The organism is Paraburkholderia sp. EG287B, from assembly GCF_040965595.1.
Lineage (GTDB): Bacteria > Pseudomonadota > Gammaproteobacteria > Burkholderiales > Burkholderiaceae > Paraburkholderia.
On the sequence record NZ_JBFRCG010000006.1, the window covers coordinates 102,110 to 128,192 of the forward strand.

The window sequence follows — 26,083 nt, forward strand, 5'->3', positions numbered from 1 at the left end:
AGGCGATGCGCCGTGAAGCGGCCCCATGCGGCATACTCGAGTCCACGCCCCCAAAGGCCCAAAGACATGGTTGCCGACCTCGCACACTCCTGGTTGACGTTCAGCGCGTCTGTAAGCGCTGCCAAGGCCGCCGGCCGCCCGCTTGTCGCGCTGGAATCGAGCATCATCGCTCACGGCATGCCCTATCCAGAGAATATTCGCACTGCGCGCGAAGTGGAGGCGCTGGTCCGCGAGATGGGAGCTGAACCGGCAACGATCGCACTGATCGGGGGGCGAATCCACATCGGGCTCGCTGACGACGAGCTGGAACGGCTTGGCCGCTCGGAGCATGTGCACAAGGTTAGCCGCCGCGACCTGCCGGCCGTACTGGCCGGCGGCAGGCTCGGCGCCACGACGGTGGCTGGCACGATGATATGTGCCGCGCTGGCCGGCATCGAGGTCTTCGTCACCGGAGGCATTGGCGGCGTGCACCGGGGCGCGCAGGAAACCTTCGACATCTCGGCCGACCTGCAGGAACTGGCAAAGACCTCGGTGGCGGTGGTTTGCGCCGGTGCGAAGTCCGTCCTGGACATCGGGCTCACACTGGAATACCTGGAAACTTACGGCGTGCCGGTGCTCAGTTGCGGACAGGACAATTTCGCTGCGTTCTACACTCGCGACAGCGGCTTTCGCGCGGACTTCCGGCTGGACGACGCAGCGGACCAGGCGCACTTCATCCGCACCAAGTGGGACCTGGGCCTCGAGGGCGGCGTCTTGTTGAGCACGCCGGTGCCAGAAGGATCAGCGATGCCGTCCGCAGAGATCGACGCGCTGACTCAGCAGGCGCTTGCTGAGGCCACGGCACAAGGCATCACAGGCAAGGCCGTGACGCCCTTCCTTCTGTCTCGCATCACGACACTCACGGGTGGACGCAGTCTGGCGACGAACATCGCGATCGTGAAACACAACGCCGAGGTCGGGGCACGACTGGCGTTGGCGTTGGCACACACAGCGCGCGAGACAGGCTCGGCGTAGCCGCCGCACACTCATCCACCACCGTGTTTCCGGCAACCGCCCGCGGGCACATCCGCGCGCGGCCTGTCTTGCCCGCATGCCGTTCCTGAAGTAGATTTTTCTAATCATGTCCGAGGCGGGAGAGACTGCCATGGAACTGAGTGTGGAACGGGTCGAGGTTTGGGCAGCGACCATCGACGACAAACCGGGCGGCCTTGCAAAGGTATTAGGCGCCTTGCGAGATGCGGGTGTCGACTTGCAGTTTATCGTGGCGCGTCGCACGCCGGAGGCATCGGGCAAGGGGGTCGTGTTCGTCGCTCCGATCGAGGGCGACAGCGCGATCGGTGCTGCCAGACAGGCGGGGTTTAGCGTCACCCCGAGCCTTCATTCCGTCCGTGTAATGGGTCTTGACCAACTGGGGATCATCGCCCAATTGACCCAGATGCTGGCCGAGGGGGGCATCAGCTTCCGCGGCGTCTCCGCGGCGGTACTTGGCACGCAGTTCATTGCTTATCTCGCGCTCGACTCATTGGACGACGCCGAAAAGGCAATCGACATTCTGCAAAGGGCCTGAAGCGCCCGTGTCGAGCGCGATGAAAACGCCGACGTCCAGAAGGCGGGTACTTTGGGCGCTTTCGCTCTGCACTATTACCACCTGCGCGGCGGTTGGTGCGGTATTGCTGTTCGAACTGTCGGTGATTGGCCATGCCGTGAGCGATCTGCGCCGGGACGAGGCAATAGCCCAAGCAGGCACCGCGCGGGGCGAGCCGGCTGCGCTCGAGGCGCGCATCGATCCGCCCTGGCTAAAGCAGTACGGGCTGGACCGCAGCCTGTACAAGGACATGCACGGAAACTTTTCGCCAACCGGTGCTGACTGGCGGCATTGGGGTTTGCGTACCAAGGTCGCAGCCACTGTGATGTGGCTGGGCCACGATCCACCAGGAACGTGGTGGACGTATGTACAGATCAAATGCGTTGACCGGTTTCCTCAAGCTCACTCGGACAACGAGCCGATCGTCGATGTTGCCGACGCTTGCCTCGGTGAACCGCATTGATCGGCGCCCCGTCTAGGGCGACTGAGGATAGTGAGGAATGGCCTGACTCAGGCAAACCCATGGTTGGGCACTGGATGTCCAGATATCCAGCATCGGCTGAAACTCCGACGGATCGTCCAGCGTAGGGAAACGAATGGACATCACTTCGGGTGCCGCCTCGCCCTGGGTGAACAGAGGAGAACCGCAATCGGCACAAAAGCTGCGAGTCGCGAGCCTGCCGCTGCCGGCACGAACCGAGTATGTGTTCGGCGTGCCGCTGACCGTCACGTCCGACACGCGGACGATGAAGCCGGAGGCAAAAGGAGCACCACTCGAGCGCTGGCAATCGAGGCAATGGCAGTTTAGCGTCGCAACTGGCGCGCGCGAGCAGACATAACGGATCGCTCCGCATGCACACCCGCCGGAAAATGGCACTGTCACGTCGCTGTTTCCTCCTGCCGCTGAACCCGGTTTTACTGGCATCTGCCGAATGCCCCGCTGGAAGCCCGCTACCTGGCGCTTCCTCATCGCCCGCGCAGTGTAGCGCTGGGCGACATCACAAGGCAACGGGCTGGTTTCGCACGCCACGAGCAATCTTGATCACATCAGCGCCGCCCGCTTCTCTCCGACCCGAAGTCGAACAATCAAGTCGTCGGTAACCCTGCGAGCCGTCGATGAATCACGTCGTAACCGTTGGAAGGCGACCATGCACCATGGCACGGCAATGACGATGACAACGCATCCCATGCCGGTAAGCATCGCTGCAATCGTCCGGTTTTCGAGCGTACCGGTATGCGGCAACCTGTGGTGCAGCCACACAAATGCCGGTTCAATCCCAACGTCGTAAGTCATCGCCAAAAGCAGGATCAAAGCGACGTGCAATGCCAGCTTCATTTCGAGAAAAATCGCCGCGCGGTCATTGCCTTCGTGGATGAGCACTATCATCCGGACAGCGATCGCAAGCGTCGCCAACATTAAAGCGCAAAAGCAGCTCGATTCGAACATGGTAATTTTGTGGTCCCAGGTATTCCGTTACATCTCGCAGGGTCAGTCGGGCCGGCGCTCGCTGGCGAGCCACGCTCGCCATCCGCCGAATTCGGAGATATCGGTTCCCGACAGCACGCCATACGGTTCGCACAAGAAGCCGGTCACCCACGAGCCGTCCGACAACTCGACCTTCCCGAGCACCAGCGGAGACGGCACGGTTGCCAGGAACGAGCCCAACTCGGCGCTCGGCATTTCCCACACTTCGACCGCAATCCCGGAGCCGTTCTCCGCAACTCGCCACAATCCCGGGCGTCGGGTGCCGTCCGCAGAAGCGAGCAGCGCGGCCAGCCGATAGTGGGCCGCCGTATGCGTTATCTGCATCCGTTGCGCGCCTCGCGAAACCAGGTCCTTGTTCAGCGGCAGCCCTTGCATGTGAGCACCGCACACCGCGATGCGAATCCGGTCGTTGGCCGCTATTCGCCGCGCGCCAGGCTCCGGGCGGCTTCCGCCAACACATTCGATGCCACTCGCCGTCTGCAACACATCGGCGACACCCAGCAGATACTGGTCGGTGAACGCGCGGCCGAAGACCGTTACGCCCCACGGGAGTCCGTTCTTCATGAACCCAGATGGCGTGGCGACAGCCGCGTAATCCAGCAGATTCATGAAGTTCGTGTAGTAGCCGAGCAATGAGTTCGGCCCAATCGGGTCGTCTTCCAGTTCAGCGAGCGTCACAGGGCGCGGATACGTCGGCGTCAGCACGAAGTCCAATGAATCGACCACCGCATCGCAGGCTGCCTTCAACGCCTGCAGGCGATACTGCGCGCGAAACAGTTCGACCGCCGTTGCACCCGGCGCCTTGGCCAGCACGTCCCGAATGACGGGAAGCACGGCGTCCGGCGTCGCTGACATCAACTCGCCAACCACGCTGTAGCGCTCCGCAACCCACGGACCCTGATAAAGGAGATTCGCGGCCTCGACAAAGGGCTCGAAATCAATCTCCACTGCCTCGCCGCCTGCTGCTTCGAGGCGCGCACGCGCCCTTGCGAACAGTTCCGGGCTCTCGGCGCATCCCGCGAATTCAAGGCGCGCGGGAACCCCGAAGCGGAACGACGTAGGCTTGCCGAACGCGCTTGCCGAGTTCCACTGCTGGTTTCTGCGACTGTATGCATCGCGAGCGTCGGTTTGCGCGGTCAACGAGAGAAGCTCGCTGGCTTCGCCGGCCGTGGCCGTGAAGTACGTCACGCAGTCAAGCGTGCGGCAGGCCGGGACGACCCCCGCCGTCGACAGGACGCCCTTCGTCGGCTTGAGTCCGATGAGATTGTTCAGGCCGGCAGGCACGCGGCCCGATCCTGCCGTATCGGTACCGAGCGCGAAACTCGCCACGCCCAATGCAACGGCAAGCGATGAACCCGCGCTGGACCCACCCGACGGGTAGTCAGGATGCACGCTATTGCGGCATTTTCCGTATGGCGAACGCGTGCCGTTCAGACCCGTAGCGAACTGGTCGAGATTGGTTTTCCCGATCGGGATCGCGCCAAGCGAGATCAGTTGGCTGACGAGCGTCGCGGACGCCTCCGGCGTGTACGCAAAGTCGGGGCAAGCGGCAGTCGTTGGGACTCCTGCAAGGTCGATGTTGTCCTTGATTGCGAACGGCACACCGTACAACGGCAGACGCTCGAAATCCTGCTCCTCGAGCCAGTCGAGGTACGGCGCGACTTCGCTTGCGGTCAGAAGATGAATGAAGAGATTGAACTCCGGATTCAGCGCACTCGCTTTTCCGAGCAGTTCAGCCACGAGCTTGCGCGGTGTGAGGCGCCCGTCACGGTACGCGCTACGGAGCGTGGAAAGTCGCAGATCGAATGTCGGCATGATTCTCTGTCCTTGTAGTTAGTGACGTTCAATGACTGCGACTCGCTGCCCTGCGCGCACGGGCGAGCCAGGGGCCACGTAGATTTCGCCGACTGTCCCCGCACACGAGGCAAATACCGAGATCTCCATCTTCATCGACTCGATAATCAGCAGTACGTCGCCGGCGGCAACGACGTCGCCCGTCTTCACCTTTACCTGCCAGAGGCTGCCGGCGATTTCACAATCCACGGCGACCTCGCCGTCCTCCAAGGGAGCCAGTTGGGCGTCCTCCGCGTCCGGTGCCTCGATTGCCTCTTCCGGGGTGCCCGCTTCGCGCCAACGCTCGCGCTCGGCCTGGAAGGCAGCCTGCTGTCGCGAACGGAACTTGCCGATGCTGACCGCTTCGCTCTCGAGAAATGCTTGATAGTCCACCAGCGAGAGCTCCGACTCCTCGATCTTCAACGGATAACGCCCGAGCGGAAAATCGGCGCGGATGCGAAGCAGTTCGTCGGCCGACACTTCGTAGAAGCGGATCTGGTCGAAAAAGCGCAGCAAATAGTGCTGACCGGCGAAATCCGCGACCTTGCGATAGCGATTCCACATCTGCAACGTGCGCCCGACGAATTGATAGCCGCCGGGCCCTTCCATGCCGTACACGCACAGATACGCGCCGCCGATGCCGACCGAGTTCTCCGCGGTCCACGTACGGGCCGGGTTGTATTTCGTCGTCACGAGGCGGTGACGCGGGTCCAGCGGTGTCGCAACGGGCGCACCCAGGTAGACGTCACCGAGACCCATCACGAGATAGCTCGCGTCGAAGACGATCTCTTTGACGGCATCGATCGACTCGAGGTCGTTGATCCGGCGAATGAACTCCAGGTTGCTGGGGCACCACGGCGCGTCTTTGCGCACCGTGGTCATGTATTTTTCAATCGCGAGCTGGCACGCCGGGTCATCCCAGGAGAGCGGAATGTGCACGACTCGCGACGGCACACGCAGATCCTTTTTCAGCAAGACCTGCTCCCACGTCCGGCGTACGACATCCAGCAGTGGCGCGAGCGCCAGTTGCTCCGGTCGATAGTGAATCTGCAGAGACCGGATGCCGGGCGTCAGATCGATGACGCCGGCAAGCGCCATGGCCTCGAGCGACTGCATGAGCGCGTGCCCACGAAAGCGCGAGACGAGGTCCAGCTCAGCGGGCCCAATTTCGAGCAGCAGATGCGTGTCGCCGGACACGCGCGCAACGAGCCGCTCGCCGCCCGAACCCATGTCGAGCTCGATGGGCGATGTCAGGGACGAACGTATGCGGGCCGGCGCGTTCGACTCGATCTCGAGACTTTCCAGTTCGCGGGCGCGCTGGCGTGCGGCTTCACGTGCGTCTTCCACCTCCACCGGCACAAAGCGGACCTTGTCGCCGGCCTTCAGTTGCCCGATGTGCCAGAGGTCGGCCGCGATGATGGTCACCGGACAGACGAAACCGCCGAGACTCGGCCCATCGGGGCCGAGAATCACCGGCATGTCGCCGGTGAAGTCGATGGCTCCGACCGCATAGGGATTGTCGTGAATGTTCGACGGGTGCAGCCCCGCCTCGCCGCCGTCTTCGCGTGCCCATTCCGGCTTCGGCCCGATCAGGCGCACACCGGTACGGCTCGAGTTGAAGTGAACTTCCCAGTCGGTCTCGAGGAAGCGTTCGATGTAGCGGGAGCTGAAGTACTCGGGCGCGCCATGCGGACCATAGATCACGCGGATGTGCCGCACGTCGTCGAGCTTCGGCACGGCATTCAGCGTCTTGCCAGCCTGCGGATTCTCGAGCGCATGGAGGTGAAGCACGTCGCCTGAGCGTAGTGCGCGGCCGCCATGCCCGCCGAACTGACCGAGCGTGAAGGTGCTACGGCTGCCCAGATACACACCGACGTCCAGGCCGCCACGTACGCACAGATAAGCGCGTGCGCCGGCGCCCCGAATGGTGCCGAGCGACAACGTCGAGCCTGCCGGGACAAAGAGGCTCGTATTCAACGGTTGCCCGACGTCGTCGAGCAGCACGGGAACGTCTGCCCCCGTGATGGCGACGACCGCGTCCGTATTGAAACGCAGCGTCGGACCGCTCATCGTGATTTCGAGCGCGGCGGCATCGGGGGCGTTGCCAAGCAGGCGGTTGCCCAGCCGCATGGCGCGGTCATCCATCGGCCCAGAAGGCGGAATGCCGACCGCCCAGTAGCCCAGACGGCCGGGGAAGTCCTGCACCGTCGTCTGCGTACCGCCGCTGACGACTTCGACCGTAATGGCCCGGTACTTGAGTCCTTCGAGGCACCGCGTCCATGGTTCGCCCGATGCAAACGGCTCGTCGTCCAGGATCTGACGCAGATAGTCGCGGTTCGTCTCTACGCCGTAAATGCGCGTCTTTTCGAGCGCGTCCTTGAGCGCGCTGCGCGCTTCGTCGCGAGTCGGCGACCAGGCGATCACCTTGGCGAGCATGGGGTCGAAGTACGGTGGCACTTCGCAGCCGGCTTCAATCCACGTGTCGATGCGTAGCGCGCGACCGTCGGCTTGCGGGAACGCAACGTCGGTCAGCAGGCCGGGGCTCGGCTTGAAGTCCCTGCCGGGGTCTTCTGCATAGAGCCGCGCCTGAATCGCATGGCCGCGCGGCGTCAGCTTCGCTGCGAGTTCCTGCAACGGCTCGAGCGTGCCCGCTGCCAGCTCGATCATCCAGCGCACGAGGTCGACGCCCCACACCTGCTCGGTTACGCCGTGCTCCACCTGCAGGCGCGTGTTGACTTCGAGGAAGTAGAACTGCTCCGCAGCGCTGTCGTACACGAACTCGACGGTGCCGGCGGAACGATAGTCCACCGCCTTCGCCAGCTTCACGGCCGCCGCACAGAGCGCCTCGGAAATCCCTTCCGGCAGGCACGGCGCGGGCGTTTCCTCGAGCACTTTCTGGTTGCGCCGCTGCACAGAGCAGTCGCGCACGCCGAGTGCGATGGCATCGCCCTTGCCGTCGCCGAAGACCTGCACTTCCAGGTGTCGCGCCCGCTCGATGTACTTCTCGAGGAAAACGCCGGAGTCGCTGAAATTGTTTTCACCGAGTCGCTTCACGGCATCGAAATGCGCACTGAGTTCGGCCGCGTTCCAGCACACACGCATGCCGATACCGCCGCCGCCAGCCGTGCTCTTCAACATCACCGGATAGCCGATGACTTCCGCTGCTTCCAGCCCCGCCATCAGGTCAGCGAGCAAGCCGGTGCCCCTGAGCATCGGCACGCCTTCCTTCTCCGCGATTTCACGCGCCGTGTGCTTCAGGCCGAAGGCGCGCAGCTGCGCGGGCGTGGGCCCGATGAACGCAATCCCTGCCGCTTCGCAAGCCTCGCCGAAGGCTGCGTTCTCGGAGAGGAACCCGTATCCGGGATGAATGGCCTGCACGCCCTCGCGGCGAGCGATCTCGAGGATTTTTTTCGTGTCGAGATAGGTCATTGCAGCGGGCCCGTCGCCCAGGCAATGCGCGATGGGCGCCTCGCTTACATGACGGCTCGCTCTATCCGCCTCCGCAAAAACGGACACTCCGGTGACATCGAGTTCGCGCAGCGTTCTCAGAATCCGGCACGCGATAGCGCCACGATTGGCGATAAGAATCTTCTCGAACATGGAAGGAAACTTGATTCAGAGGCGGGCCGTCCCGCCGTGGGAGAGGCGAGCCGCGGTCGTCCACGGCCGTATTCGCGTCAGCGATCTGCCTGGGTCAGCGCTTCGCGCGTGAGCGTGAAATGACGTCGCGAGCGCACGAGCATGAGAAACCAGCACCAGCTACGGAGGCGCTTCAGTCCCATATCAGCAATTCCGCTGGCGTCGGGTTGTAGGCGTTGCACGGATTGTTCAACTGGGGGCAGTTGGAAATCAGCACGATGACGTCCATCTCGGCACGCAGTTCGACGTACTTCCCCGGTGCGGAAATGCCGTCTTCGAAGGTGAGGCCCCCTTCCGCCGTGACGGGCACATTCATGAAGAAGTTGACGTTCGCGCCGATGTCCTGCTTCGAGAGGCGGCCGTCATGTGCGCAAGCGCGCAGGAAGTTGTCGCGGCAGCTGTGCATATAGCGCTTTCCCAGCGCATAGCGCACGGTATTGCTCTCCTGTGCGCAGGCGCCGCCGAGCGTATCGTGGCGTCCACAGGTATCGGCAACGACGGTCAGCATGGGATTGCCGAGATTCGAGTACAACACCGAGCCGGCTGTCAGGTAGAGCCTCTTCTGCCGACGCAGCGTGCGTTGTGGGTCAAAGCGCTCGCGCGGATCGGCGAGGCTGTAGAAGAGCGTATCGACCGCCTGGTTGCCCTCCAGATCGACGATGCGCAGTGTCTGGCCCGCCTTCACTTCGTGAAGCCAGGGCTCACCCGCGGCCACCGTCTCGCGGTAGACCGCGCTCTCGGGCTGTTTGTCGCTGACGACAAGCGTGCTCATCATGAAGTGGCCTCCGCTCAAAGAAAGAATCGCTCTGTGTTGATAAAGCCGCGCACGTTTTCCTCGCATGCGGTACGGCACACTTCGGCCACGCCAGGCTGCGCCTCGCTCAATTCGAGTTTCACCGCCTTGGGCGCAAATTCAGGGTTCGGGTCGAGCGGGTGCTGAATCGCGGTGAGCACGACAAGTGTGTTCATTGGCGCATACAGTTCGACGTAGTCGCCGGCCGTCGAGTTGTGGCTCACGAAATTCAGCTCTCCTTCGCTCGTGACATCAACGCGGCTGAAAAGATTGAGCGTCATCAGCAGGTCTGAAATCTCGAGGCCCCACTTGCCCATCTCGACGAGCAAGTTGTCCGTGCCATTCCGGTAGAACGCGTTGCGCAGTTCCTGATAGCGGCCAGCACCATACCGCGCCATGACCTCTTCGGCGTTCGAGACGCCGCCGATGCTGTCGTGCCACCCGCACGTGTCGTCGACGATGGCGGCGAGAACACGCCCCATATCGGAGTACAGGCAGTGCCCCGTCGTGAGCTTTGCGGTGTGCTGGCACTTCAGCGAATCGGGGAGGTTCAGTCGTTCGCTCTTCTCCGTTGCATTGACCATCATGACGCTGACATTGGCGCCGCCGTGCAGGTCGGTCACGCGCAACGATTGCCCGCGCTTCACGATGAGCGAGGTATGGCCCCCGCCCGGTACGGTTTCTTCAAGCAATAACTTCATGTTCGAGTTCCCTTCATGAGACCGCTTCGATGCTGGACGCGCCTTGAACCGCCGCGCGCGCCAGATGCACCGCGGACACCGATTCGCGGCTGCGGTCGAGTGGAATGTTGTAGGTGATGCGGGCTCCATAGGCGCCCGGCGCGTGGGGGTCCACGCGTACCTTGTCGAAAACCAGCACACGGCTTCCCAACGTGAAGCCTTCCTTCAGGTCATGCGTCACCATGAAAATGGTCAGCTTCGCTTCGCGCCACAGGTCCGAGAGCAGCGCGTGCATGTCCTTGCGGATACCGGGGTCGAGTGCGCCAAACGGCTCGTCGAGCAGCAGGACGCGTGGCTTCATCATCAGGGCCTGCGCAATGGCGAGGCGTTGCTGCATACCGCCGGAGAGTTGCTGCGGGTACTTGTTCAAGGCCGCACCGAGTCCCACCCGCTCGAGCATGGCGGCCGCCTCGTCTCGCGCGGCGCGCCGCTGCGCCCCGAAGAGTCTGCCCGTGAGCTTCGCTTCCGGAAGCTCCAGTCCCAGCATCACGTTGCGCAATACGCTTAGGTGCTCGAACACCGAGTAGCGCTGAAACACCACGCCACGATGGGCATCCGGTTCGGCGGGCAGCGGTTGACCGTCAAGCAGGATCTCGCCGCGCGTCACTTGCTCCTGCCCCAGCAGCAGTCGCAGAAACGTCGACTTTCCGCAGCCGGACGCACCGACCATCGAACAGAACTCGCCCTCCTGGATCGTCAGATTCAAACGCTCCAGGACCACCTGGCTGCCGTACTCTTTCCATACATTGCGGACTTCGATCATCGCCCACCTCCGCCGTACCAGGGGAACGACCACTGCGTGATGCGGCGAAGCAGCTCATCGGTGAGCCACGCGAGCAGCGTAATCCACGCGACGTACGGCAGAATCAGATCCATGGAGAGGTAGCGGCGCACGAGGAAGATGCGGTAGCCCAGGCCGTCCGTCGATGCGATCGCTTCGGCGGCGATGAGAAACAGCCATGCAGCACCGAGCGAGAGACGCATCGCCACCAGCAGGCGCGGCAGGAGTTGGGGCAAAACCAGACGCAGAATCACCGTCCAGCTCGTGGCCCCCAACGTCTGTGCCTTGACCCACAACTCGGCGGGTATCTCGCGGGCACGGGCATGCAGGTCCCGAATGATCATCGGCGTGATGCCGAAAACGATGAGCACGACCTTCGATAGCTCATCGAGCCCGAAGACGATGAAAAGAATCGGCAGCACGGCCAGTGGAGGCACCATCGAGACGACGGTGATGAATGGCGAGAGCGTTGCGCTGACGAGCGGAAACGAGCCGGTCGCGATAGCGGCCACCAGCGCAATCACCGCGCTCACGACGAGACCGATACCCAGTCGTCGCAAGCTCGACAGCGTGTCGTCCCACAACAGATATTCACCCGTGCGCTTGTCTTCGGTGAATGCGACCAATCTCACGGCATCGCTCATTTGCGCCGCGCTCGGAAGCAGCTTGTCATCGGGATTGAGCTTGAGCCGCTGCGCAGATCCCGTGAAATACACGGCAAACAGCACGACGAACGGCAGCAGGAGCAGCATCATGCTGCCGATCCGGCTCGGATGTCGATTGATGAGTCGCATGGTGACCGCCTGGTTGTGGCTTCGAAATCAGTCTCAGAGCTTGCCCGCGGCCGCCATCTCGACATAGCTCGGGTCGAAACGCAGCTTGACGTTGTTCTTGTCGCCGACGATCACGTTCTTGTCGAACGCCATGCCCACGGAATCCGCACTTTTGGCATCCTGGCCGAGCAGACCGTGGTCAAAGGAGAACTGCGCGACGCGCGTCATGATCTTCGGCATGTCCGGGCTCGTGACGAAAGCGACGGCCGCCTGAGGTGTATAGAAGAGCGCGGTGGTCGACAGCTGTCCCTTGAAGTTCGCCAGGTCGGTACCGGAGGCCTTCGCCATCGACGTCAACGCGCTGGTGCTCGCCGCCGAATTGCTGTGCATCAGCGCGACCATCTCGAACCATGCCCCCGTCAATGCCTTGCCGAGTGCCGGGTTCTCCTGCAGCGTCTTCGTATTGACGACCATCATGTCCATGATTTCGCCGGGAATCTTGCTCGAATCGAAGACTTCGGTGACGTTTGGCTGCGCTTTCAGATCGGCGAGCATCGGGTTCCATGTCACCGCGTTGTGAACAGTCGGAGTCGCGAATGCGCCGGAGATATCGGCGTCGGAGGTGTTCACGACCTTGAGATCGCGCTCGCTCATATGGGCGCTTTCCAAAGCGCGTGCGAGCAGGTAGTGCGAGACCGAGAACTGCACGAGGTTGATCTGCTGGCCCTTCAGGTCGGCGATCTGCTTGCCCTTGCCCTTCATGAGCACGCCGTCGTTGCCGTTCGAGTAGTCGCTCACGATCAGGGCCGTCGAATCGACGCCGCCCGAGGCCGGGATGGTGAGCGCATCCATGTTGGTCATCGCGCAGCCGTCGAACTTGCCAGCCGTGTACTGATTGATCGATTCGACGTAGTCGTTCAGCTGGACGACATCGATCTTGATGCCGTACTTCGTGGCCCACTTCGAGATGATGCCCTGGGTTTTTGCCTGACCCCACGGCATCCAGCCGGCGTAGATGGTCCAGCAAACCTTGAAGTCGCTGCGGCCCGCGGCGAACGCGGCACTTGAAGCGAAGGTGGCGAGGGAGACGGCGGCGATGCCAAGACAGCGAACGAGCTTGCGCATGAGGTTGACCTCGAAGGGGACGGTTAGCAACGGCAGGGAGCAGCGCAAACATCGCGTTCTCTCCCGGGCTTTTATCCCGCCGTGTAACCTCGCCTGAGGTCGCCAGCTCTCGGACCAGCGCCTGCGAGAAGCAGGCCGGAACCCTAGCTGTCCATTTCCAGATTGTCTGAACCGGATGCTGCGCCGGCTCCTTGCCCACTCCTTAAAGCGAGAAGCGTGCCAATGAAAAGAGGCCCGGCTTTGTGGCGTGGAAGGCGTTTGTCTGCCCTGCACTGATAACAATGCGCACTAATATGCGTCACGGCGCACCCGTTTCGGGCACTGCGCTGTGCCGTTCGCTCTCACAGAGACTCGATCAATTGGGAAGCCTCCCGATCGCCGAAGACCTGGACCCAGCCTCCGCGGGTATCCATGCACTCCCTGATCGCCGCGACTTGCCAGTCCTTCACTTCGTAGACGAAGCAGTAGTCGTTCGAGTAGTTGCGCCCGTTGGGCAAACGGGAAGACACAGGATCAATACTGGCCAGATTCGGCCATGAGTATTCCGAATCCAGAACGCAGCGCTACGGGCTCCGCCTTCCCTGCTTCGCCTTCACTCATTCATTGGATCTGCTGCCGTTTTCTGCGCCGTCTGCCTGGCCAATAAAAGTTCGCGCTCGCACTGAGGCTGGCCCGCAAGTTCGGCGCACATCTGGAAGGACTGTTCGCGCGGTTCGAACCCAACCCGCGCGAGTTCCACGTGATGGGTGGCACAGCGGAGTATTACGAGACGCATCGCACGCTACGCATGGAGCAGCGCGGCGCGATTGAACGGCTCTTCCGCGCAGAAGTGTCTCGTGCGCAGATCGACGGCGCCTGGGTTGGGCCCGATGGCGATCCAGTGTCTGCAATCATGCAACGCAGCCGCACCGCGGATCTCGTGATTCTCGGACAAACCAATCCGGACGACCCGGAGTCCTGGCTTGCGGACGGATTCCCGGAGAGTGTTCTGCTGGGAGCGGGAGGCCCGGTGCTGCTGGTGCCCTATACGGGCCGATTCGAGTCGTTCGGCGATCGCGTGCTGATTGCCTGGAACGCGAGCCGCGAAGCCGCCCGTGCGGTTCACGACGCGCTGCCGTTCATCCTGCGGGCGGCGCACGTGAGGATCCTGACGCCCGAGCAGTCGCACGCATCGTGCGAAGAGCTCGCCGCCATGCTTGCGCGCCACGGCGCCAAGTCAGTAGACATCGCCATGCTCGACCAACACGCGGCTGAATCCGCGGGCGATACGCTGCTGAACCATGCGGCCGACGGCGCGTACGACCTGCTCGTCATGGGAGCGTATGGCCATGCGCGATTCCAGGAGCTGGTTCTGGGCGGCGCCACGCGATCCGTACTCTCCACGATGACGCTGCCGGTACTGATGTCTCATTGACCGGCTGCCCCCAGCGCGACGACCTAACGAGGCCTCGCAAGATCCCCGGTGCAAGAGAAAGGCACCGGGGACAAGACGCCCTTACATCGGCGTGAACACGACCGGATAACCGAGGTGGTCTTCGACTCCCTTGACGCCGGTGACACGCTCCGCGGAGACGAGTATCGCCTTGCGCTCCTCTTCCGAGCTCACCGTGCCCCAGAGATGGACGATCCCCTCCTTCACGACGACGTTCTCTGCAGCCATCGCCCAGCGGCGCCCGTCGAGTGCACGCAGCACGTCGCGCTGGATCGCCTCGTCCGAAGCGACTGCCGCCGGATCGGGCTGCGTCGCGCTCGCCAACGCGCGTATCAGGTTGGCACGGCTCACGATGCCCACGAGCCTGCCCTGCTCCAGCACGGGCACGCGCTTGATGTGGTGGCGCTCCAGCAGGTCGGCGATCTCGCCCAGTTCCGCTGCCGGCGAGACGTAGATGACATTGCCCGTCATGACGTCGCCGACCTTCACGGCGTTCTCCTTCAGGTACTCGCTTGCGAGCCTTCGAGTCGAGTGGAGCCATTCACCCAGCCAGCTGCGCTGCGGCTTGCCTGTCCCTGTTTCCACGCGATGCAGCAGATCGCCCTCGCTGAGAATGCCGACGACGGCGCCGGTGTCGTCGACGACCGGGACGCCGCTCACGTGATGCTCGGTGAGCAATGTCGCGGCCTCGAAGACCGACGCGTCAGGGCGCAGGCTGACGACGTCCGTGGTCATGATGTCCGAAGCTTGCATGAGTTCCTCCGTTAGCGGCTAAGACCGCACTGGAACCCAATTTAGAGATCGGTTGCGCACGCGCATTGATTTAAATCAATGAATCTGACGCCGGCCGATATGACCTTTCGTCGCCCGGTATGACGTGCTGCTTTTGCGACTGGCGTGGCTCCCGGCCTTCAACGCGGCCACAGTGAACCTATGGCTTCAGCACGGCCTTGACGATGCCGCCGACGGCTTCTTTGGCGCTGGCCGCCGCGTTCTCGTCGTATCCGATGGTTGTCCCGCGCTCGATGCACGAATCGCCATAACTAAACGGTTGCTTCGTTTTGGCGTCGACGAGCAGTCCGTTTTCGACCTCGACCGTCCGGCAGTTTCGTGTGGTCTGCGCCTGCGCTAGCTGCTGAGGCTGCCTGAGCGCTCGCGCGTCGAAGAAGTGACTGGCGCCGGCATACTCGGTCAGCTGGACGTCATGCAGTTTCGTTTTCAGACGTTCCACATAGGCACGGCATGGAGCGACAGGATTGTAGTTGTCCGCAGTCCCCTGGAAAATACGCACAGGTTTGCCAACGACATCCTCGTCTTCGAGATACGTGGAGGTACAGTCGGGATAGAACGCGACGAACGCCGCGAACTGGGTGCCGGGTTGGGCGTGCATCTTCTGGAACCGGCTCAGGCTCGCGTAAAGCGCGTTTTGCCCGCCTCGCGAAAATCCCATGAGCATGATCCGGTTCGGGTCGATTCTCGGGTGCTTCGACAGCGTCGCAATCGCGCGATAGGCGTCCTCGGTCTGTGCCAGGCGGCCGAGTTGCGATTGATCGTTGATCGTGTTGACGATACCTCGGCCGGAGAAGCTGTCGATCACAAAAGTCGCGACACCGAGCGAAAGAAAGTACTCCTCCCAGTCGGTGATGCTGCTGCCGATCCCGCCCGACGCATGCAGCAGAATAACGAGCGGAAGCCGGTCAGTTCCGTTTCGGGGCAGCCGAAGTTCGCCAGCCACCGTAACAGGTTTGCCATCCTCGCGCCCGCTCAGGAATTCCTGGTCGGTGAGCGTCACGGACGAAATCGGGATGACCTCCATGCGCGTCACCTGCGCGCGTGAGGCGTTCGCGAGGCAGCTGCACATGCAGATCAATGCGATGCGGACGAGCAGATTTTTGCTTGTTCTCGACATGACGCGCCTCTTCTTCGCTACCGGTTCGCTTGACTGACTTACGAAGTCCAGTATAGGCAGACGTAGTGCGAAAGCGGGAGATCAGTCAGGCAACGGCGGCAGGCCTTCGAAGCGTGATTCACGCCTGGCCTGCCAGCCTGCGATGGCTTCGGACAGGTCCGCGGTATCGAATATGGCGCTCTGAAGCAGCGCCATGTGTTGCAGCGACTCCGCGGTTGCGTGGTCGCGGGCGAAGTTCAGCGCCGTCTTGCTCCCCGCCACGGCCAGCGGCGATTTCGAGGCGATGCTGCGCGCCAACTCCATCGCATGGTGCTGGAGCGCATCGGCATCGGGCAGCACGGCATTGACGAGCCCCACGGCGAGCGCCCGTTCGGCGCTCAAACGCTCGCTGGTGTATGCCATCTGGCGCGCGACGCCCGCCGGAATGAGTTTGGGCAGGCGTTGCAGCACGCCCAGATCGGCCACCATGCCGATCTGCGTTTCCTGCAGGCAGAAGAAGGCGTCCGCCGTGCAGACACGAATGTCGCAAGCAGCGGCAAGGTCGAGGCCGCCTCCGATGCACCCGCCCTGCACGGCGCAGATGACGGGGAAACGTGCCTTGTCGAGCACGTCGAAGCAATCCATCAGACCTGCCAGGGCGCGCTGGAAACCGAGGCGCTTGCGCGGACTGCGGGTGTCGAAGTCGTTCACGATGTTGGCGAACACCTCGAAATCCATACCGGCCGAAAAGTGCTTGCCGGTCGAACTGATGACCAGCACGCGCACCTCGCCACTCGCATCGAGCGTCTGCACGATTTCGCGCAGGCCCGCATAAAACGCGATGTCCATCACATTGAGCCGGTCGGGACGGTTCAATTGAAGATGCGCGATGCCGGCTTCGGTATTGAGGCGAAAGTATTTGTCGTTCATGGATTGCTCGCAGCCTTATATGCGGGGAGAACATGAGCCAGACGTGCGCCCATCTCGGCGCCCAGTACCTGCAATGCATTGAACGGCCGGATCATCACTTCGAATTCGACGATGCGACCCGTCTCGTCGAAGCGGATCATGTCGATGCCTTTGAGCTGCTTGTCCTGCACGGTCGCGCTGAATTCGAGCACGACGCTCAGGCCGTCGGCGCTGCCGAACTGCCGATGATAGGTAAAGTCCCCGAAAATGGTGATCACCGTACGCAGCGCCATCAGCAAGGCGGGCGCGGGACCGTAGGGCTTGAACGCCATCGGCGAGCGAAAAACGGCCTCGGGATGCACGATGGACTCCAGCCGGCTGAGATCCTTGCTGGCCACGAGCTCATGCCAGATCGCGAGGGACCGCGCGACAGCGGGAGGCAGGTTGAGTATGGCGTCGGTCATATGAGGTCCGTTTTCAGGTCGAGAGAAAACGCAGCGCGCTCATAACGCGGCTGCGAGCGTCGTGCCCTCGTGGATGGCCCGCTTGGCGTCGAGTTCGGCGGCCTCGGCGGCACCGCCGATCACGTGCACCTTGCGGCCGGCGGCCAGCAACCGGTCGGCCAGTTCGCGCAGCGGCTCCTGTCCTGCGCAAACCACGACGTTGTCGACGGCGAGGGTTTGCGGCACACCGTCGATGCTCACGTGCAGCCCATCGTCGTCGATGCGCTGGTATTCCACCGAGGACGACATGCCGACACCGCGCGCCTTCAAGGCCGTCCGGTGAATCCACCCCGTCGTCTTGCCAAGGTTCTCGCCAACCTTCGAGCGCCTGCGTTGCAGCAGATGCACGCTGCGTGCCGCCGGACCCACCACCGCGCGACGCAATCCGCCGCGTTCGGCGTAGTTCGTATCGACGCCCCATTCGGCGAAGAATTTTTGCGGATCGAGGCTCGCGGACTCGCCTTCATGCACGAGGTACTCGGCCACGTCGAAGCCGATGCCGCCAGCCCCCACGATGGCGACGTCCGAGCCCACCGGCTTGCCGTCGCGCAGCACGTCCAGATAGCCGAGTACCTTGGCATGGTCGGCGCCTTCGATGCGCAGTTCGCGCGGCAGGACGCCGGTCGCCACGACCACCTCATCGAAGCCCTCCTGCATCAGCGCTTCGGCGCTCGCGCGCGTGCCGAGGCGAAGCTCGACGCCCGTCAATTCGATCTGGCGGCGGAAGTAGCGCAGCGTTTCATTGAACTCTTCCTTGCCCGGTACCTTTTTGGCGATATTGAACTGCCCGCCGATCTCGGTGCTGGCCTCGAAGAGCGTAACGGCATGCCCGCGGCTGGCCGCCGTCACCGCGCAGGCGAGACCGGCCGGCCCTGCGCCCACGATCGCCATGCGCTTTGGCTGCGCGGCAGGCCGGATGACGATTTCCGTCTCGTGACAGGCGCGCGGATTGACGAGGCAGGACGTGACCTTGCCGGCGAACGTATGGTCGAGACAAGCCTGATTGCAGCCGATGCAGGTATTGATCTCGTCGGCGCGACCCTCGCGAGCCTTGCGTACGAATTCGGCATCGGCGAGGAATGGACGCGCCATCGACACCATGTCGCACGCGCCGCCAGCGAGCAGCTGCTCGGCGAGCTCGGGCGTGTTGATGCGATTGGTGGCGACGAGCGGCACCGAGACCTTGCCCATCAGTTGCTGCGTGACCCAGGCCCAGGCGCCGCGCGGCACCTTGGTGGCGATGGTCGGGATACGCGCCTCGTGCCAGCCGATGCCCGTATTGATGATGGTGGCGCCCGCCAGCTCGATTGCCTGCGCGAGCTGGATGACTTCCTCGAGTGTCGAGCCGCCCTCGACCAGATCGAGCATCGAAAGCCGGTAGATGATGATGAAATCGCGGCCCACACGCTCGCGCACGCGGCGCACGATCTCCACCGCGAAACGTATGCGGTTCTCGTAACTGCCGCCCCAGCGGTCAGAGCGATGATTGGTACGCATCGCGATGAACTCGTTGATGAGGTAGCCCTCGGAGCCCATGATCTCCACGCCGTCGTAGCCAGCATGTTGCGCGAGGGCTGCGCAGCGGACGAAATCGTCGATGGTTTCTTCGACTTCGTCGTCACTCAGTTCGTGAGGTGTGAACGGATTGATGGGGGCTTGCAGCGCACTGGGCGCGACCAGCATCGGCTGATACGAGTAGCGGCCGAAATGCAGGATCTGCATCGCGATCTTGCCGCCTTCCGCGTGGACGGCGCGCGTAATCGTACGGTGCCGCCCGGCTTCCTCCTCTGTGGTCAACATCGCGCCGCCATGCATGGGGCGCGCGCGTTCGTTCGGTGCGATGCCGCCCGTCACGATCAACCCAACTTCGCCACGCGCGCGCTCCGCATAGAATGCGGCCATACGTTCGAAGCCATTCGGCACTTCCTCCAGACCGACGTGCATGGAGCCCATCAGCACGCGGTTCTTCAAGGTCGTGAAGCCCAGATCGAGTGGGCGAAGGAGGTGGGGATAGCGGTTTGTCATGTTCATGCAACTGGTTGTATGACGGCGAAGTCGATAATGCAACCAGTTGCATAGAGAATCAAGCGAATGCGCGGATTTCGAAAACCTCCTCTACACCGCCGCTTTGATCAGACGTGACTCCCACACGCCTAGCGCGCCGCGATCCCCTGGGCTCCAGGCGGTACGCCGGTCACTGAACCCACCGGTTCGAGCGTGCCGTCGGGCATCACGCGAAATCCGGTTACGGCGCCGTTGCCCTCCCGCACATAGAGGAATTTGCTGCGACTGCTGAGCGCCATGTCGAGCGGCGCGCTGAGCGTACCCGCAGCGGGATTGAGCAGGCTTATCTTCCCGTCCGCGGCAATGCGCAGACTGCTGATCGTGCCGCTACCCGCATTGGCGGTATAGGCGAAGCGCCCGTCGCCGGTTGTGACGAGCCAGCAAGGAGCGGCCTGGCCCAGCGGGATCGCCGCGCTGATCGAATCGAGATGTTTGCCGTCTTCGACTTCGTATGAGGAAACCGAACCGGACCCGGCCTCGGAGACGATGGCATAACCGCGTGTCGTGACGGAAAAGCCGAACGGCGTAACGCCGTTCGAGGCATGCGGGGTCGATGTCGAGGCGTAGCCGGTAAAGCCGACAGAATAGGTGTCAATGAGCTGCGTACCCTTTTCCGTCACGAGCAATTCGTTGCCTTCCGGTGCAAACCTGACTTGCGCCGGCTGGGCGGAGGTACCGCCAGCGAGTGACCGCTGCGAGCCGGGTAACGCGACGAGGCGCTTGCCGAACGCGTCGACAAAATAGCCGCTAATGTTCGGCGTGCCGCCGGCATTGAGCACATACGCGATCGCCCCCTTGACCGTCACGCTGACGGGCATCTGACCGCCCGACGGCTTTCTGTCGAGCAGCGTCAGCTTGCTGCCGTCGATTGCGAAAAGCGAAACGTCATTGCTGCCTGCATTCACGGCGAGCAGAAAGCCCGAGTCCAACGTCAGCGCGCCCTGCGAGCCTAGCGGATCGGCGCCCGTGCCCGCTCCTTTTCCGCCGGTTTGATAGGTGGCCGCGTAGGTCAGTGTTCCGTTCGTGGCTCGAGCATAGACAAGAACCGAGTTTCCGGAAGGCTGGTTCGACATGACGTAGACCGCCCCGGGCGGATCGACCTCGGAAGCGGTTTGCGCAAAGCCGCTTGAAGCGAATCCCAGCGCTGCGGCGAACGCGATGGCCCGCAAAGGAAACGATGAAGCGTACGTGACAAATGACATGACGAACTCCTTGCCTGGTAGACACGACTTCGTTAGGGGAACTGCCACTGCACTGCGCACTCCTTCTGCTCTCGTAGCGTCGCTTGCGAATACAGGAAGCACACCTTATTAACGACAACGGAGAGATCTGATGACGTCATCCCTGGCGGCTCAAGGCGCGCCGTTGGTCACTCGTGCCGCGCCGATGATTGCCCCATCCGGCGACTGGATCAGGATTGCCGCCTGTTCACCAGCCGGCGACGCCGGTTCGAGCCTCAATGGCGCGCCGGTCCATTCGCCGACGGCCTGTATCGAGCGAACGACATTGGACTCCCTGAGCGTACGGCCCGTGTTTTCGCCTCGCCCGACCGCGGTCACGTGCCCGGTGTCATAACCGACGAGCAAGACCCGACCGTGGCCGGAGCCGCGCCCCACCATGACTGATAACGTCCCGCCGCGGCGCACGCCACTCACCTCCACCCCTGCCTCGTCCGCTTTCTGCGCGATCGCGATCGCCGCCTCGGCTGCACGTCGATTCGAACCCACCAGTCCCTGCTGGCCGTCGATCACCATTTCCGGGGTGTAGGCGCTCTGACCAAAACGGGCACTGTACTCGGCCTGGCGCTGTGTAGCGGCTTCCAGCGAGTAAGGGTCGCGCCAACCCAGGCCGTCCCAGTACGTCACGTGAAACGCGAGGGGAAGCACGCCCTGACGCTCACGCGATAGCTCAGACAGGTAGGCATCCGCGGGAGGACACGAGGAGCACCCTTCCGAGGTGAACAGCTCGACCACGACCGGCCTCGCTGACGCCACGATGGGCGCGACGAGAAAAAAGAACGCCAAAGCAACGAGCCGAACGGACATGACCGGTCTCCAGGACGACAGGACTGCCTCTTAATTCGTTCGGTTACGCATTCCGGTTACAGCCGGAAGGAATTTGTTTCGTCGGGCCTGGCCAACCTTACGGATTGGCGTCGTCCGCAGCGCCGGGATCGAGAAAACGGGGAAGCGCTGCAATGGCAGGCTGTGGCAGCGGCACGCTGTAGAGAAAGCCCTGCGCAATCTCGCAACCATGCGCATCGAGAAAGGCGGCCTGCTCCATGGTTTCGACGCCTTCGGCAACGACCCGCTGCCCGAGGCAACGGGCGATGGAAAGGATCGCCTTCACGAGTTCGGCATGGCGCCGGTCCGTCGTGACTCGCTGCACGAACGTACGATCGATCTTGAGCGTATCGATCGGGAATCGGGTCAAATAGCTGAGTGCGGAATAGCCGGTGCCGAAATCATCGATCGCAATCGACAGGCCCATGCTTTCAAATTCGAGGAGCGCGCTCAGAACCGAGTCGTCTTCCTCCAGCAGCAGACTTTCGGTAATCTCGAATTCCAGCCACTCCGGTCGACAGCCGGTTTCATCGAGCACATCCTTGACCGTCAGCGCGAGATCGCGCGACTGAAACTGTCGCGCGGAAAGATTGATCGACACCCTGTGGCGCGCGGCACGCCCGGTATTCCATTCGACGGCCGAGCGACAAGCTTCGCGAAGCACCCACCGCCCAAGCTCGACGATCAGGCCGGTTTCCTCCGCGAGCGGCACGAACTGATCCGGGCGAATGAAGCCCTCTCCGGGGCGATTCCATCTCAACAAGGCTTCCGAACCGATGACTTCCGCACCGCGCAGCGTCACCTGAGGCTGGTAGTACAGCTCGAACTCGCCCAGATCGACTGCACGCCGCAGCTCCGACTCGAGCGAAAGACGCGCCGTGGCCTCGACGGTCAGGTCCTTCGTATAAAAGCGAAAGCCGCGACGCCCTGAGCGCTTCGCGAGGTACATCGCAGAGTCGGCGTATCTCAGCAAGTCTTTCGCGTCGGTGCTGTCGAGCGGATGCAGCGCGATCCCGACGCTGCACGATATGAACACTTCTCTTCCGTCGAGCAGGAAAGGCTCGTCGAGCCGCCGGATGATTCTCGCGGAGATCTCCTCGAGGATGCCGCGATCGGCAATCCCGGGCAGCAGCACGGCGAACTCGTCCCCACCGAAGCGGGCAACCGTGTCTCCCACACGCACGCATGAAACCAGCCGATGCGCGGCCTCGCGCAGCAGCTCGTCACCGACCGCATGACCCATCGTGTCGTTGACACCCTTGAAGCGGTCCATGTCGATCATCATGACGGCCGTATAGTGGCCGTGCTTGCTGTTCGAGATTGCCTGACGCAATTGCTCGTTGAACAGGACGCGATTCGGCAGCGCGGTCAACGCGTCGAAATACGCCATCCGATGGATCTTTCCTCTGGAAGCGTGCAGTTCCGAGATATCCCGACCTACGGCAAGGACGGTTTCCACCTTGCCGTCCTCGCCCAGTTCCGCTGTCAACCGGATCAGCTGGCATAGTTCCCGGTTCTCGTCAGGCCCCCAGACCAATTCGAATTCCCTGTCGCTTGCCGTTGCGAATACTTCCCGGAGTCGCTGCTCATAGAGGACGGACCCTGGCCCGCCCGGATATTCGGCCGGCGTCCTGCCCAGCAGCGCCTGTGCCCCTCCACTGGCCAGCGCGGCGAAGGTTGGATTGACGTAGAGGCGTCGGCAATCCCGTCCGTAACGGGCGACCGTATCGGGCGAGTTCTCGACGAGGGTTCGAAACTCGCGTTCCCGGCGGGCCAGTTTTTCCTCGAAACGGCGCCGTTCACTCATGTCGCGTGCCACGCCGAGGACGCCCGCCACCGTCTCCCCTGCGCCGAACACCGGCAAGCGTCGGGTTTCGAGCAAGGTCCGTTCACGGGTCGCCGGAGCGACCACCCAATCGTCGTTCACGCAAACATGCAGCGCATCGATTGCTGCCTTGTCGCGCTCCCGGAAGTAGTCCGCCAGCTCGGCATCGAAAATGTCGTAGTCGGTTTTCCCGAGAATTTCAGCTTTCGGCTTGCCGACAAATTGCTCGAAGCTGTAATTGCAAAGCAGAAAATTGCCAGCGGTGTCCTTCAGCCACACCAAGTCGGGGATGGTATGGAGCACGGTCATCAACTGTGCACGCGCGTCGGACAGTTGACGCGCCTTGTCTTCGAGGCGTCCGTTGAGTTGCAGGATCCTCTCGTATTGGGCCCGCTGCTCGGACTCCGCCTGCTTACGTTCGGTGATGTCCAGAATCGCACCGATCAAGCCGGCCTGGCGGCCTTCATCGTCGTGGAAAACCGCCTTGCTGAATTCCACGTCGCGCACCGCTTTCCTTGCGTTCTGGACCTTGAATTCGTAGCGCTGGATGCCGCCTTTCGCGAACAGCGCCTCGTCCATGGCGAAATAGGTTTGCGCCAACTCCGAAGGACTCGTCTCAAAGACCGTCTTGCCGATGAAGCGCTCCTTGGGGACGCCAAGAAATTCTTCGAAAGCCCGATTGAGATGAAGGTACCGCCCTTCCCTGTCTTTCGAAAAGACCGGAATGGGCATGGTATCGAGCAACGATTCGAGAAATGACTCGCGTTCACGGAGCTTTGCCTCCGCACGTTTGCGCGCCGTGATGTTGAAATAGATCGCCAGCACCGCAGGAGCCGCGTCCGGTGTCGGATGGCTTACGAACTGCACGAGGTAGTGCTCACCCGGCGTTTGCGGCAGGCCGTCGAACGTCAGTTCCAGCTCGCGCGCAACGCCCGTGATCGCCACTTCGCGAATGGTATCGAGGTACTGCTGCAGTGTCTGGGGTGAAAACATCCGGGCTTCGGCATGCGTCGCGCAGGCGCTTTCGGATGCTGCCCTCAACATCGCCAATGCCGCGCTATTCAGGTAGCGCCGTTGGCCCTGCGCGTCGTAACGGATGACCGGCATAGGCAGGTTGCCGAGCGGCTCGCCGTACTCGCTTTCTGCGTCCATTCCAGGGTTTGTCATGCTGTCAAAGAGAATGTGTGCTCGTACAACGCCATCTACGCACGCGTTCCCGGAATCGGCAACTTCAACAACGCGCAACACGGCATGCCATCCATGCGCTAACGGCAGGATACGGGAATTCTGAAGAGCGCAAAAATGGGCGCCGATGGATTTCCGGCAAGCACATGGCGGGTATTGCGTGCGAATTCATTCAACGCTTGTGTCTGTTATCGATCACGCCTCACTCTGGCATCGCGCTCGACGACATCGATATGTTATATAGGCGCAGTGCCTACTCTCGCCGAACCTGCATGCCGCTCTTCGATCTGCGCACGGTCATCCTGATGTCTTCGGTCATGCCGGGACTCATGGCAATCGCGTTGCTCTCACTGGCCCGAAGCTTTCCTCAGAACATACGCGGGGTTCGTCATTGGGCATCGGGTGCGCTGGTGGTCAGCGTATCGGTTCTTCTCCTCGCATTTCGAGGCAGCGTGCCGGACTGGCTTTCGATCCTGGTTGCGAACTGCGGCATCGTTTTTGGCGCGGGGCTGGGACTCATTGGCACCCAACTCCTCTATGGGTGCCAACCCAGCTGGCGCTTCGTCTCGCTGCTCGTCTTCGTCGCCGCGGCCGGCATGACCTGGCTGTGGCTGGTCCAGCCATCGGTTGCGGGCCGCACGATCGTAATCACCGGGGTGCTCGCGGTACTCTACGGCACGCACGGCGTGGTGATGCTCCACCTTGGCCGACCCAGCCGCACGGCGCTTGCCGTTGGCGCACTGCTGCTTGCCGAATGCGCAGTGGCGGGCGCACGCAGCATCTCCGTCGCGCTTGCGACGAGGGGCCTGCCCGATCTCTTCCATCCGGAGTGGATGCAGACGTTCTACCTCACCGCGGGCGCCGCGTTTTCCCTGCTCGTGACAGTGGGCCTGCTGCTGATTGCCATGGAGCGCTTGCGCATCCAGCTCGAGCGGCAGTCGTACCGCGATCCGCTGACCGGTTTGCTGAACCGCCGCGCACTCGCGCTCGCATTCGAAGAGGAACGTGAACTGGCGAAGCGCAACGGGGCCGTGCTCTCCATGCTCCTGATCGACCTCGACCACTTCAAGCGGGTCAACGACGAGCATGGGCACGATATGGGAGACAACGTCCTGATCGACTTTGCGGAACGCGCCAGTGCGGCAATACCGGCCTCAGCGTATCTCGCGCGCTGGGGAGGAGAAGAGTTCGCCGTGTTGCTGCCGGCACTCTCCCTGCAACAGGCTAACGATCTGGCCGAAGTGGTCCGCACGCGAATCGCTCAGCCCGGCTTCACCGCGCCCGTGATTCGATACACATGCAGCATCGGCGTGGCCTGCCTCGCCGCCGCGGAAGCGACAATCCAGCAGCTGGCGCGCGATGCCGACACGGCGCTCTATCACGCCAAGCATCTCGGCCGCAACCGCGTGGAAATCTGCGACCGCGCATTTGCCGCCTGAAACAGACAGGCAGGCTGGTA

Annotated in this window: 23 protein-coding genes and 1 riboswitch; of the genes, 5 read left to right on the forward strand and 18 right to left on the reverse strand. The window is 62.6% G+C overall.

Features of this window, described 5'->3' with window-relative positions; translation table 11 throughout:
* Nucleotides 1–66: 66 nt before the first annotated feature.
* The 3 genes from AB4Y40_RS11945 to AB4Y40_RS11955 all read left to right on the forward strand — a co-directional run bounded on the left by AB4Y40_RS11945 (nucleotide 67) and on the right by AB4Y40_RS11955 (nucleotide 2,048).
* Nucleotides 67–1,014 carry a pseudouridine-5'-phosphate glycosidase gene (locus AB4Y40_RS11945; protein ID WP_368687839.1) on the forward strand — a complete coding sequence of 316 codons (948 nt, stop codon included), beginning with the start codon at nucleotides 67–69 and terminating at the stop codon, nucleotides 1,012–1,014.
* Nucleotides 1,015–1,144: 130 nt separating this feature from the next.
* On the forward strand, nucleotides 1,145–1,567 hold the full coding sequence (locus AB4Y40_RS11950) for an ACT domain-containing protein (protein WP_368687840.1): 423 nt from the start codon (nucleotides 1,145–1,147) through the stop codon (nucleotides 1,565–1,567).
* A 19-nt stretch (nucleotides 1,568–1,586) separates the two neighbouring features.
* Complete coding sequence (locus AB4Y40_RS11955; RefSeq protein ID WP_368687841.1) at nucleotides 1,587–2,048, forward strand: hypothetical protein; 462 nt, start codon at nucleotides 1,587–1,589, stop codon at nucleotides 2,046–2,048.
* A 12-nt stretch (nucleotides 2,049–2,060) separates the two neighbouring features.
* Here AB4Y40_RS11955 and AB4Y40_RS11960 read toward each other — a convergent pair whose 3' ends face one another.
* The 10 genes from AB4Y40_RS11960 to AB4Y40_RS12005 form a co-directional block, all read right to left on the reverse strand.
* On the reverse strand, nucleotides 2,061–2,555 hold the full coding sequence (locus AB4Y40_RS11960) for a GFA family protein (RefSeq protein WP_368687842.1): 495 nt from the start codon (nucleotides 2,553–2,555) through the stop codon (nucleotides 2,061–2,063).
* 72 nt (nucleotides 2,556–2,627) lie between these two features.
* Nucleotides 2,628–3,032, reverse strand: coding sequence for a hypothetical protein (locus AB4Y40_RS11965; RefSeq protein ID WP_368687843.1), 405 nt, complete (start codon nucleotides 3,030–3,032; stop codon nucleotides 2,628–2,630).
* Between the two features lie 42 nt (nucleotides 3,033–3,074).
* Nucleotides 3,075–4,886, reverse strand: a complete 1,812-nt coding sequence (atzF, locus tag AB4Y40_RS11970; RefSeq protein WP_368687844.1) for an allophanate hydrolase — start codon at nucleotides 4,884–4,886, stop codon at nucleotides 3,075–3,077.
* A gap of 18 nt (nucleotides 4,887–4,904) precedes the next feature.
* A complete protein-coding gene (gene uca, locus AB4Y40_RS11975) occupies nucleotides 4,905–8,504 on the reverse strand; it encodes an urea carboxylase (RefSeq protein ID WP_368687845.1) in 3,600 nt (1,199 codons plus the stop codon).
* A 172-nt stretch (nucleotides 8,505–8,676) separates the two neighbouring features.
* A complete protein-coding gene (locus AB4Y40_RS11980) occupies nucleotides 8,677–9,318 on the reverse strand; it encodes an urea amidolyase associated protein UAAP2 (RefSeq protein ID WP_069262091.1) in 642 nt (213 codons plus the stop codon).
* A 14-nt stretch (nucleotides 9,319–9,332) separates the two neighbouring features.
* Complete coding sequence (locus tag AB4Y40_RS11985) at nucleotides 9,333–10,037, reverse strand: urea amidolyase associated protein UAAP1 (RefSeq protein WP_368687846.1); 705 nt, start codon at nucleotides 10,035–10,037, stop codon at nucleotides 9,333–9,335.
* 13 nt (nucleotides 10,038–10,050) lie between these two features.
* Nucleotides 10,051–10,839 carry an ABC transporter ATP-binding protein gene (locus AB4Y40_RS11990; RefSeq protein WP_368687847.1) on the reverse strand — a complete coding sequence of 263 codons (789 nt, stop codon included), beginning with the start codon at nucleotides 10,837–10,839 and terminating at the stop codon, nucleotides 10,051–10,053.
* Nucleotides 10,836–11,651, reverse strand: coding sequence for an ABC transporter permease (locus AB4Y40_RS11995; protein ID WP_069262094.1), 816 nt, complete (start codon nucleotides 11,649–11,651; stop codon nucleotides 10,836–10,838). The genes AB4Y40_RS11990 and AB4Y40_RS11995 overlap by 4 nt, the downstream gene beginning before the upstream one ends.
* A gap of 33 nt (nucleotides 11,652–11,684) precedes the next feature.
* The gene (locus AB4Y40_RS12000) at nucleotides 11,685–12,755 is read right to left on the reverse strand and encodes a putative urea ABC transporter substrate-binding protein (RefSeq protein ID WP_368687848.1); all 1,071 of its coding nucleotides are present in this window, start codon (nucleotides 12,753–12,755) and stop codon (nucleotides 11,685–11,687) included.
* Between the two features lie 58 nt (nucleotides 12,756–12,813).
* A riboswitch (guanidine-I (ykkC/yxkD leader) is annotated at nucleotides 12,814–12,913 on the reverse strand.
* A 183-nt stretch (nucleotides 12,914–13,096) separates the two neighbouring features.
* Nucleotides 13,097–13,264 carry a hypothetical protein gene (locus tag AB4Y40_RS12005; protein ID WP_368687849.1) on the reverse strand — a complete coding sequence of 56 codons (168 nt, stop codon included), beginning with the start codon at nucleotides 13,262–13,264 and terminating at the stop codon, nucleotides 13,097–13,099.
* Between the two features lie 278 nt (nucleotides 13,265–13,542).
* On the opposite strand from AB4Y40_RS12005, the gene AB4Y40_RS12010 reads away from it, so the two are divergent.
* Nucleotides 13,543–14,169, forward strand: a complete 627-nt coding sequence (locus AB4Y40_RS12010) for a universal stress protein (protein WP_368687850.1) — start codon at nucleotides 13,543–13,545, stop codon at nucleotides 14,167–14,169.
* A gap of 81 nt (nucleotides 14,170–14,250) precedes the next feature.
* Here the strand turns inward: AB4Y40_RS12010 and AB4Y40_RS12015 are convergent, their stop codons facing one another.
* The 8 genes from AB4Y40_RS12015 to AB4Y40_RS12050 all read right to left on the reverse strand — a co-directional run bounded on the left by AB4Y40_RS12015 (nucleotide 14,251) and on the right by AB4Y40_RS12050 (nucleotide 24,591).
* Nucleotides 14,251–14,940: a CBS domain-containing protein gene (locus AB4Y40_RS12015; protein ID WP_368687851.1), complete on the reverse strand. Its 690-nt coding sequence runs from the start codon at nucleotides 14,938–14,940 to the stop codon at nucleotides 14,251–14,253.
* Nucleotides 14,941–15,118: 178 nt separating this feature from the next.
* Entirely contained in the window at nucleotides 15,119–16,096 is a 978-nt protein-coding gene (locus tag AB4Y40_RS12020) for a dienelactone hydrolase family protein (RefSeq protein ID WP_368687852.1), read from the reverse strand.
* Nucleotides 16,097–16,177: 81 nt separating this feature from the next.
* Nucleotides 16,178–17,005 carry an enoyl-CoA hydratase-related protein gene (locus AB4Y40_RS12025; RefSeq protein WP_368687853.1) on the reverse strand — a complete coding sequence of 276 codons (828 nt, stop codon included), beginning with the start codon at nucleotides 17,003–17,005 and terminating at the stop codon, nucleotides 16,178–16,180.
* Nucleotides 17,002–17,448 (reverse strand): nuclear transport factor 2 family protein, encoded by a 447-nt coding sequence (locus tag AB4Y40_RS12030; protein ID WP_368687854.1) that lies wholly within the window; start codon nucleotides 17,446–17,448, stop codon nucleotides 17,002–17,004. The genes AB4Y40_RS12025 and AB4Y40_RS12030 overlap by 4 nt, the downstream gene beginning before the upstream one ends.
* Before the next feature lie 39 nt (nucleotides 17,449–17,487).
* On the reverse strand, nucleotides 17,488–19,512 hold the full coding sequence (locus tag AB4Y40_RS12035; RefSeq protein ID WP_368688085.1) for an FAD-dependent oxidoreductase: 2,025 nt from the start codon (nucleotides 19,510–19,512) through the stop codon (nucleotides 17,488–17,490).
* A gap of 128 nt (nucleotides 19,513–19,640) precedes the next feature.
* Nucleotides 19,641–20,753: a lactonase family protein gene (locus AB4Y40_RS12040; RefSeq protein ID WP_368687855.1), complete on the reverse strand. Its 1,113-nt coding sequence runs from the start codon at nucleotides 20,751–20,753 to the stop codon at nucleotides 19,641–19,643.
* Between the two features lie 150 nt (nucleotides 20,754–20,903).
* Nucleotides 20,904–21,596: a DUF1223 domain-containing protein gene (locus AB4Y40_RS12045; RefSeq protein ID WP_368687856.1), complete on the reverse strand. Its 693-nt coding sequence runs from the start codon at nucleotides 21,594–21,596 to the stop codon at nucleotides 20,904–20,906.
* Nucleotides 21,597–21,693: 97 nt separating this feature from the next.
* A complete protein-coding gene (locus AB4Y40_RS12050; protein WP_368687857.1) occupies nucleotides 21,694–24,591 on the reverse strand; it encodes an EAL domain-containing protein in 2,898 nt (965 codons plus the stop codon).
* A 179-nt stretch (nucleotides 24,592–24,770) separates the two neighbouring features.
* Between AB4Y40_RS12050 and AB4Y40_RS12055 the strand changes: the two genes are divergently transcribed.
* A complete protein-coding gene (locus AB4Y40_RS12055) occupies nucleotides 24,771–26,063 on the forward strand; it encodes a GGDEF domain-containing protein (RefSeq protein WP_368687858.1) in 1,293 nt (430 codons plus the stop codon).
* Nucleotides 26,064–26,083: the final 20 nt, after the last annotated feature.